Origin of the sequence: Streptomyces sp. CBMA123 (assembly GCF_014596465.1) — a bacterium.
Lineage (GTDB): Bacteria > Actinomycetota > Actinomycetes > Streptomycetales > Streptomycetaceae > Kitasatospora.
This window is the reverse complement of the sequence record NZ_MECK01000270.1, coordinates 1-7,044: the sequence shown is the minus strand read 5'-3', so window position 1 is coordinate 7,044 and position 7,044 is coordinate 1. Positions and strand designations below refer to the sequence as shown.

Here is a 7,044-nt window from a genome sequence, read left to right as displayed (position 1 = left end):
CCGGGGCCGCCCAGGGTGATCTTCCGCTTCCCGCCGCGGTACGCCTCCTCCAGGCTGAGCGTGAGTTCGGCCTCCTGGTCCGCGCCGGGGATCGGGCTGCCCCGCCCGGCGCGGCCGGCCCGGCCGCGCCGGGCGGCCGCGATCGCCGGGTGCGGGTCGGCGCACAGCATGGCGGCGGGCCCGCCGTGCAGGAAGGCCTCGTACGCCCCGGCGAGCCGGCAGGCGCCCGCGTGGTCGGTGAGCACGCCGTCGATCCGGCGCAGCGCGTCGTAGCCGGTGGTGCCGGCCACCGGCCAGTCCTCGGGCAGGCGCTCCGCGCCGGTGAGGATCTTCTCGACCACGGTGTAGGCGCCGCCGGTGGTTCCGGACGTCCCGTCGGTAGTCGCGGCCGTCCCGCTCGTGGTCGTGGCCGTCCCGCCGCCGGTGGCCGCCGCGAGGCGGCGCAGGTAGCCGCGCGGGTCGGCGAGCCCGTCGGGGTGGTCGATCCGGAAGCCGTCCAGGACGCCGTCGGCGTGCAGCCGCAGCAGCACGGCGTGGGTGGCGGCGAAGACCTCCGGGTCCTCGACCCGGACGGCGATCAGCTCGTTGACGGTGAAGAACCGCCGGTAGTTGAGCTCGGTGCGGGCCAGCCGCCACCAGGCCAGCCGGTACCACTGCCGGGCGAGCAGCTCGGTGAGCGGCAGCCCGGCCGTTCCGGGGCGCAGCGGCAGCTCGTGCCGGTGGTAGCGCAGCACCTCGCCGTCTACCACCAGCTGGTCGAGGACGGCGCCGAGCCGGTCGCCGAGCAGCGGCAGCAGCACCCGCCCGCGTCCGGGGGCGTCGGCGGGGCCGGGCTGGGCCGTCCAGTCGATGTCGAACCAGCGCGCGTACGGGGAGTCGGGCCCGTCGCGCAGCACCTGCCAGAGCGGCCGGTTGAGCCGTTCGGGGACGGGCACGGCCATGTGGTTGGGCACCACGTCGGCGATCAGCCGCAGGCCGTGCCGGCGGGCCTCGGCGGCCAGGGCGCGCAGCGCGGTCTCGCCGCCGAGCTGTTCGCTGATCCGGGTGTGGTCGACGGTGTCGTAGCCGTGGGTGGAACCGGGGACGGCCTCCAGCAGCGGGGAGAGGTGCAGGTGGGAGACGCCGAGGGCGGCCAGGTAGGGGACGGCGGCGGTGGCGTCGCGGAGGGTGAAGCCGGGCTGGAGCTGGAGGCGGTAGCTGGCGGTGGGGTGGGTAGCGGCCGGGCGGGGCTGCGCGGGCTCGGCGGCGGAGGTCATAGGTCCATAGGTACCCGGCCGGGGCCGCCGCCAAGACCCGCTGCTGATCCGAACAGGTGAGCGCACGGCTCCTGGTGCGGCTCCGGGTACGGCCCCGAGCGCGCTCCTGCGCACGCTCCCGGCAGGCACATCCACCGCGCACGCCCCCGGCGGGCACATCCACCGCGCACGCCCCCGGCGGGCACATCCACCGCGCACGCCCCCGGCGGATCAGGCGGGCCGCTGCAGCACCATCAGCGAGCGGTCGGTGAGGCACAGCGCGTCCCCGGCCTTGACCCGGGCGCCGGTGCCGGGGGCGGGCAGTCGGGGCTGGGCGGTGTCGACCACGACCTGCCACTCCTGCCCGTGGTCGGCGGGCACGGTGAACTCCAGCGGCTCGAAGTGGGCGTTGAACATCAGCAGGAAGGAGTCGTCGACGATCCGCCCGCCGCGCCGGTCCGGTTCGGAGATGGCGTAGCCGTTGAGGAAGACGGTCAGCGACTTGGCGTAGCTGGCGCCCCAGTTGCGCTTGGTCATCTCCTCCCCGGCGGGGGTGAACCAGGCGATGTCGGTGAGGTCGTCGTAGCCGCTCACCGCCCGGCCGTGGAAGAACCGGCGCCGCCGGAACACCGGGTGGTCGCGGCGCAGCCAGATCATCCCCTGGGTGAACTCCAGCAGCCGCGCGGCCGGTCCGTCGTCCTCGGGCCAGTGCACCCAGGCGAGTTCGTTGTCCTGGCAGTAGGTGTTGTTGTTGCCGAGCTGGGTGCGGCCGAGCTCGTCGCCGTGGGAGAGCATCGGCACGCCCTGGGAGAGCATCAGGGTGGCGATGAAGTTGCGCTGCTGGCGGGCGCGCAGTTCCTCGACGGCCGGGTCGGTGCTGGGGCCCTCGACGCCGCAGTTCCAGGAGCGGTTGAAGGATTCGCCGTCCCGGTTGTCCTCGCCGTTGGCCTGGTTGTGCTTGTCGTTGTAGGAGACCAGGTCGCGCAGGGTGAAGCCGTCGTGGCAGGTGACGAAGTTGATGGAGGCGATGGGGCGGCGGCCGTCGTCCTGGTAGAGGTCGGAGGAGCCGGTGAGCCGGGAGCCGAACTCGGCGAGGGCGGCGTTCTCGCCGCGCCACAGGTCGCGCACGGTGTCCCGGTACATGCCGTTCCACTCCGTCCACAGCGGCGGGAAGTTGCCGACCTGGTAGCCGCCCTCGCCGAGGTCCCAGGGTTCGGCGATCAGCTTGGCCTGGGAGACCACCGGGTCCTGCTGGACCAGGTCGAAGAACGAGGACAGCCGGTCGACCTCGTGGAACTGCCGGGCCAGGGTGGCGGCGAGGTCGAAGCGGAAGCCGTCCACGTGCATCTCGGTGACCCAGTAGCGCAGCGAGTCCATGATCAGCTGGAGCACGTGCGGGCTGCGCATCAGCAGGCTGTTGCCGGTGCCGGTGGTGTCCTCGTAGAAGCGCTGGTCCTGGGCGAGGCGGTAGTAGGAGACGTTGTCCAGGCCGCGCATCGACAGCGTCGGCCCGAGGTGGTTGCCCTCGGCGGTGTGGTTGTAGACGACGTCCAGGATCACCTCGATCCCGGCCGCGTGCAGCGCCTTGACCATGGACTTGAACTCCTGCACCTGCTGGCCGCGGTCGCCGGTGGAGGAGTAGGAGGAGTGCGGGGCGAAGAAGCCGATGGTGTTGTAGCCCCAGTAGTTGGCCAGGCCGAGGTCGCGCAGCCGGTGGTCCCGGACGAACTGGTGCACCGGCATCAGCTCGATCGCGGTGACGCCCAGCTTGGCCAGGTGCTCGATCACGGCCGGGTGGGCCAGCGCCGCGTAGCTGCCCCGGATCTCCTCGGGGATGCCGGGGTGCAGCCGCGTGAGGCCCTTGACGTGGGCCTCGTAGATGACGGTGCGGTGGTAGTCGGTGCGCGGCGGGTGGTCGGTGCCCCAGTCGAAGTACGGGTTGATCACCACCGAGTGCATGGTGTGCGGGGCGGAGTCGAGGTCGTTGCGGCGCTCGGGCGCGCCGAAGTGGTAGCCGTAGACGGACTCGTCCCAGTCGATGTGGCCGCTCATCGCCTTGGCGTACGGGTCCAGCAGCAGTTTGGCGCTGTTGTGCCGCTGGCCCAGGCCCGGGTTGTACGGGCCGTGCACCCGGAAGCCGTAGCGCTGGCCGGGCTGGACGCCGGGGAGGTAGGCGTGCCGGACGAAGGCGTCCGTCTCGCGCAGCTCGACGGCGGTCTCCGAGCCGTCCTCGTCGAGCAGGCACAGCTCGATCCGGTCGGCACTCTCCGAGAACACCGCGAAGTTGGTGCCGGCCCCGTCGTAGGTGGCGCCGAGGGGGTAGGGCTTACCGGGCCAGACCTGCATGAGTCCTCAACTTCCTTATGGCATACGGAAACTGACGTGTAGTCCAACGCGTGCTCCGACGCGTGGTCCGACAATCCGCCCGGACCCGGACGCTCTCTTCCCGGCCGGGCGGCCGGGCATGTGCGGCACTCGCGCGCCGTGACGCACGGCATGGCCCGCACACTCCCGGAGATACTCCCCGAGCCCTTCCCCGGCGGCCGGGAGGTACCGCCGGGGTTGGTCCGAACGGGTGTCCGGCGGGTATTCGTGTGAAGACTGTGGCCACGGGTGCGGAAGGTGCCCCGGGAGGCCCCTCGGCCATCCGGCTGCGGGCGCCTCGCGGCGGGCAGTACCCTTGATCGTCCGGCCGCCCCGGCCGGCCCCGCGGACTCCGGACAGTCCGTCAACGTCCCGGGGCAGAACGAGTGGCAACCAGATGAGGTGGCGCATGGTGTTCCCCGCCGGCGGCCGTGGCTCCGGGCCCGACGGCCCCGACCGGGGCGGTGCCCGCGCCGAGGCGCCCACGGTGGTCATGCGCCCCACCATGACCGGCCGCTCCCTCGTCCCCGCCCAGGGCGGCCCGGTCGAGGTCCCCGCGCTCGCCTGGTCGGCCGGCGAATGGGAGGACGCCTACCAGCGGGTCCGGCTGTCCGGCCGCGCGTACGTCTGGCTCAACCTGGTCGAACAGCGGCTGCGCTCCCTGGTCGACGAGGTGCTGCACCCCATCTACGCCCCCGCCCACGGCGAGGACTGGGTCACTGCCGCCGCCGGCCCGGCCGGCGAGGAGTGGGCCCACCGGGCCGGCGCCGTGCGCGAGGTCAGCCGCCGCAAGGGCTACCTCCTCGACCCGGCCGACGACGACCCGCTGGTCTTCCTCACCCTGCCCCAGCTGCGCGAACTGATGGTCCAGCACTGGCCCTGCTTCGAGCCCTACCTCGCCGACCGGCGCGAGATCGAACTCGCCCTGGACGAACTGGAAGTGGCCCGGCACGTGGTCTCCCGCAACCGGGTGCTCACCCAGACCGTGCTGGCCCAGACCGAACGCGCCGCCGCCCGGCTGCTGGCCGTCCTGGACGGCGGCACGGGCGGGGTGCCCGCCGACGTGGTGGAGTCGCTGGTCGCCGGACGCTACGCCGACGTGGTCGCGGTGCACGCCGACCGGGTCCGGCTGCAGCGCGACCTGCCGGTGGAGGACCTGCTGGACGGCGCCCGGCGCCTCGACGCGCTCGGCATCGGCCTCGGCATGCTCTGCCAGAACTACACCGGCAAACGGCTGGTCCGCCTCGCCGGCGAGGGCTGCCGGGTGCGGCTGCTGTTCCTCAACCCGGCGAGCAGCGCGGTGCGCCGCCGAGAGCGCGAACTCGGGCTCTCCCGAGCCGAGTTGTCCCGCTCGATCGAGATGAACATCATGCACGTGCGGCGCGTCCGGGCCCGGCTGCGGGACCAGGGCGGCTTCGAGATCCGGGTCTTCGACGAGACCCCGCGCTTCACCGCCTACCTGGTCGAGGGCCCCCGCCCCACCGGCCCCGCGGCTGGCCGCCGGCAGAGCCGCGACCTCGGCGTCATCCAGCCCTACCTGCGCCGCTCCCGGGGCATGGAGTCCCCCGCGCTGATCCTGCGCGGCGGCGCCGGCCAGCAGCCGGGCGGCACCGAACCGGGGCTGCTGGAGGTCTACCGCGAGGAGTTCGAAGGGGTCTGGGCGGACGCCCGGAACGTCTCCTGAGGCCCGCATGATGAGATAACCGCTGGTCGGAGCGTGCGGACGCTGGAACACTGCGGTCCGTGAACAGCCTCCCCGCCTGGACCCTGAAACCGGCCGGCCCCGAGCACCTCGAACCCATCGTCGGCCTCAAGGCCCAGGTCATGCGCGCCGACCTGGAACGCCTCGGCCGCTGGGACCCGGACCGCTCCCGGGCGCGGGTGCGGAAGTCCTTCTCCCTCCGCCACACCTCCGTCCTGCTGGTCGACGGAGCCTTCGCGGGGTGCGTCACCATCCGCCCCGACGAACGGGGCGGGCGCCACCTGGAGCTGTTCTACCTGGCCCCGCACCTCCAGGGCCGAGGCCTCGGCAGCGCCGTCCTGCGCCACCTCCTCGCCGAGGCGGACACCGCGGGCGAACCCGTGCACCTGACCGTCCTCCAGGGCAGCGCCGCCCTGCGGCTGTACGCGAGGCACGGGTTCGCCGTCGTCGCCGACGGCCCGATCGACGTCGCCATGTACCGCCCGGTACCGTAACGATTCACCCAAAGGACCTGGTCAGCGCAGTTGCGCCCGTGGTAGGTGTAGCCCTCGTGAAGATCATGGGGGAGGGCGCGGCCGCTGTGCTGCGCCTGGAGAACGTACAGCGCACCTACGGCACCGGCCCGGAGGCCGTGCGGGCACTGCGGGGGGTGGACGTCACCTTCGACCGGGGCACCTTCACCGCCGTGATGGGCCCCTCCGGCTCGGGCAAGAGCACCCTGCTGCAGTGCGGCGCCGGCCTCGACCGTCCCGACAGCGGCCGGGTCGTCCTGGACGACACCGACCTCGCCGGGCTGACCGAGACCCAGCTGACCGTCCTGCGCCGGCAGCAACTCGGCTTCGTCTTCCAGGCGTTCAACCTGGTCGGCTCGCTCACCGCCGAGCAGAACGTCGGCCTGCCGCTGCGCCTGGCCGGGCGCCGGCCCGACCGCGCCGAGGTCCACCGCGCGCTCGCCCAGGTCGGCCTCGGCGAGCGCACCGGCCACCTGCCGTCCCAGCTCTCCGGCGGCCAGCAGCAGCGCGTCGCCATCGCCCGGGCCCTGATCACCCGGCCCCGGGTGCTGTTCGCCGACGAGCCGACCGGCGCCCTGGACAGCTCCAGCAGCCGCGACGTGCTCGCCCTGCTGCGCGAACTGGTCGACCGCGAGGGCCAGAGCACCATCATGGTCACCCACGACCCGGTCGCCGCCTCCTACGCCGACCGGGTGCTCTTCCTCGCCGACGGCCGGATCGTCGACGACCTGCCGCACTCGAGCGCCCAGCGGATCGCCGAGCGGATGACCGCCCTGGAGACCGTCGCATGACCTCGCTCGGCACCCTGCTGCCCGTCGCCGCCGCGAGCCTGCGCCGCCGCAAGGCCGCCTTCGCCGGCTCCTACGTCGCCCTCACCCTCGGCGTCACCCTGGTCGCCACCACCGGCAGCCTGCTGAACGACACCGCCGGGGACGACTCCCCGCTCGGCGCGCCCTCGCTGCACAAGGTGCTCCAGTTCACCTCGGCGATGGCCGCGTTCGTCGCCGTCTTCGTCGTCGCCGGCACCTTCGCCTTCGCCGTCGCCCAGCGCCGCCAGGAGATCGCGATGCTGCGCGCCGTCGGCGCCACGCCCCGCCAGATCGTCTGGCTGATCACCGGTGAGGCCGCCGCCGTCGCCCTGGTCTCCGCCGTCAGCGGCTGCCTGCTCTCGCTGCCCGGCGCACCCGCGCTGGCCGCCTGGCTGGTCGCCCGCGGCGCCGCCCCCGAGGGG

General features: G+C 73.4%; 6 protein-coding genes. 4 read left to right on the top strand and 2 right to left on the bottom strand.

The genetic code is table 11. The annotated features are described in order from the left end of the window. Together BG452_RS26675 and glgX are read right to left on the bottom strand one after the other, a co-directional pair. Window positions 1-1,256, bottom strand: a 1,256-nt coding sequence (locus BG452_RS26675) for an alpha-amylase family glycosyl hydrolase (RefSeq protein ID WP_262986056.1), incomplete at its 3' end; no start/stop codon positions are given. Between the two features lie 210 nt (window positions 1,257-1,466). Next, window positions 1,467-3,581 carry a glycogen debranching protein GlgX gene (gene glgX / locus BG452_RS26670; RefSeq protein ID WP_188306901.1) on the bottom strand — a complete coding sequence of 705 codons (2,115 nt, stop codon included), beginning with the start codon at window positions 3,579-3,581 and terminating at the stop codon, window positions 1,467-1,469. Window positions 3,582-4,008: 427 nt separating this feature from the next. On the opposite strand from glgX, the gene BG452_RS26665 reads away from it, so the two are divergent. From BG452_RS26665 to BG452_RS26650, 4 genes are all read left to right on the top strand, one after another. Beyond that, a complete protein-coding gene (locus BG452_RS26665; RefSeq protein ID WP_411293022.1) occupies window positions 4,009-5,283 on the top strand; it encodes an SAV2148 family HEPN domain-containing protein in 1,275 nt (424 codons plus the stop codon). 59 nt (window positions 5,284-5,342) lie between these two features. Further along, entirely contained in the window at window positions 5,343-5,795 is a 453-nt protein-coding gene (locus tag BG452_RS26660; RefSeq protein WP_317621240.1) for a GNAT family N-acetyltransferase, read from the top strand. A 65-nt stretch (window positions 5,796-5,860) separates the two neighbouring features. Next, window positions 5,861-6,604 (top strand): ABC transporter ATP-binding protein, encoded by a 744-nt coding sequence (locus BG452_RS26655; protein WP_188306902.1) that lies wholly within the window; start codon window positions 5,861-5,863, stop codon window positions 6,602-6,604. After that, window positions 6,601-7,044, top strand: a 444-nt coding sequence (locus BG452_RS26650; protein ID WP_188306900.1) for an FtsX-like permease family protein, incomplete at its 3' end; no start/stop codon positions are given. The genes BG452_RS26655 and BG452_RS26650, both read left to right, overlap by 4 nt.

Excerpts from the sequence above, each read along its gene's own strand:
- glgX (WP_188306901.1), bottom strand. The coding sequence starts at position 3,581 with ATGCAGGTCTGGCCCGGTAAGCCCTACCCCCTCGGCGCCACCTACGAC.
- BG452_RS26665 (WP_411293022.1), top strand. The coding sequence starts at position 4,009 with ATGGTGTTCCCCGCCGGCGGCCGTGGCTCCGGGCCCGACGGCCCCGAC.
- BG452_RS26655 (WP_188306902.1), top strand. The coding sequence starts at position 5,861 with ATGGGGGAGGGCGCGGCCGCTGTGCTGCGCCTGGAGAACGTACAGCGC.